The following is a 1,835-nucleotide window of genomic DNA, read 5'->3' as shown; positions in this document are numbered from 1 at the left end:
CGTCCCTGTCAGCTGGTCAACCATCAGGATCAAAATGTTCGGTTGGTCGGTCATTGGTAAAAACCCGAGGCCAAGGGAGACGACTATCGCGCGCTTGGCCGCAAGGTCGCGATCACCGAAATGGCCGAAGATTTCCGTGTCTATGACAATGGCACGTACAAGGACCAATTGGGCGGCGAATGGCTGCTGATCGTCAGCGCCAGCAGCATCGACCCGCTGACGTAAGACGCCGGAATCAAAAAAGGGCGGCACCGGGTTGTCCGGCGCCGCCCTTTCCTGTTTGTGGCCGGATCGCTCAGAGCTTGCCGGTCAGTTCCGGCACCAGAGCGAACAGGTCGCCGACCAGGCCGACGTCGGCGACCTGGAAAATCGGGGCTTCCTCGTCCTTGTTGATGGCGACGATGATCTTGCTGTCCTTCATGCCGGCCAGATGCTGGATGGCGCCGGAGATGCCGACGGCGACATAAAGCTCAGGGGCCACGATCTTGCCGGTCTGGCCGACCTGATAGTCGTTGGGGGCATAGCCGGCATCGACGGCGGCGCGGCTGGCGCCGACGGCGGCGCCGAGCATGTCGGCGAGCGGATCGATGAATTCGTGGAACTTGTCAGAGCTGCCGAGCGCGCGTCCGCCGGACACGATGATCTTGGCGGCGGTCAGTTCAGGACGCGCCGATTTGGTCAGTTCGGCGCCGGCAAAGGCCGACATGCCGGCATCGCCGGGGCCGCCGATGCTTTCGACCGCTGCGCTGCCGCCGCTGGTTGCGGCCTTGGCAAAGGCAGTGCCGCGCACGGTGATGATTTTTTTGGCATCGCTGGTCTTGACGGTGGCGATGGCATTGCCGGCATAGATCGGCCGGGTAAACGTGTCCGGGCCTTCGACCGACAGGATTTCGGAAATCTGCGCGACATCAAGCGCGGCGGCAACGCGCGGCGTGATGTTCTTGCCGCGTGTCGTGGCGGGCGCCACGAACGCGTCATAACCGGCCATCAGCGCGACAATCAACGGCGCGACATTTTCGGCCAGCGCGTTTTCATAGGCTGCGTTGTCGGCGAGCAGCACCTTGGCCACCCCGGCCACCTTGGCAGCCGCATCGGCCACGCCTGCTGCGCCGTTGCCGGCAACCAGCAGATGGACATCGCCGCCGAGCTGGGTGGCAGCGGTCACCGCCGCCAGCGTCGCATCTTTCAGGACGACATTATCATGTTCGGCAAGGACCAGAACGCTCATGCCACGGCTCCCATTTCCTTGAGTTTGGCGACCAGTTCATCAACCGATTTCACCTTGATGCCGGCTGACCGCTTGGCCGGCTCGACAACCTTGGTGACAGTCAGGCGCGGCGTGACATCGACACCGTAATCGTCAGGCGTCTTTTGCGCGATCGGCTTGGACTTGGCCTTCATGATGTTGGGCAGCGAGGCATAGCGCGGCTCGTTGAGACGAAGATCAGTGGTGATGATCGCCGGCATCTTGAGATCGACGGTTTCGGACCCGCCATCGACTTCGCGTTCGACATGGACGCGGTCGCCGGCGACAGTTACCTTGGATGCGAACGTGCCTTGCGGCCATTGGAGCAATGCGGCGAGCATCTGGCCGGTCTGGTTGGCATCGTCGTCGATCGCCTGCTTGCCGAGGATCACCAGGCCAGGGGCTTCTTTCTTGCATACGGCGGCGAGCAGCTTGGCGACGGCCAGCGGCTCCAGCCGCCCGTCGGCGCGCACCAGAATGCCGCGGTCGGCTCCCATGGCAAGCCCGGTACGGAGCGTGTCGGCGGCGGCCGCCTCGCCGACGGAGACGACAACGACCTCGGTCGCGTGCCCCGCTTCCTTGAGGCGGA

General features: G+C 63.8%; 2 protein-coding genes. Both read right to left on the bottom strand.

Going from position 1 to position 1,835, the window contains the following annotated elements; translation table 11 throughout:
• Positions 1-295 precede the first annotated feature (295 nt).
• Positions 296-1,228 (bottom strand): electron transfer flavoprotein subunit alpha/FixB family protein, encoded by a 933-nt coding sequence (locus RMQ73_RS02990; RefSeq protein ID WP_310496506.1) that lies wholly within the window; start codon positions 1,226-1,228, stop codon positions 296-298.
• Positions 1,225-1,835, bottom strand: a 611-nt coding sequence (locus tag RMQ73_RS02985) for an electron transfer flavoprotein subunit beta/FixA family protein (protein WP_310496505.1), incomplete at its 5' end; no start/stop codon positions are given. The genes RMQ73_RS02990 and RMQ73_RS02985, both read right to left, overlap by 4 nt.

This window comes from Sandarakinorhabdus sp. (assembly GCF_031430775.1).
Taxonomy (GTDB): Bacteria; Pseudomonadota; Alphaproteobacteria; order Sphingomonadales; family Sphingomonadaceae; genus Sandarakinorhabdus.
This window is presented reverse-complemented; position numbering and strand designations above follow the sequence as displayed.

Coding starts and splice junctions, on each gene's coding strand:
- RMQ73_RS02990 (WP_310496506.1), bottom strand. CDS start 1,228: ATGAGCGTTCTGGTCCTTGCCGAACATGATAATGTCGTCCTGAAAGAT.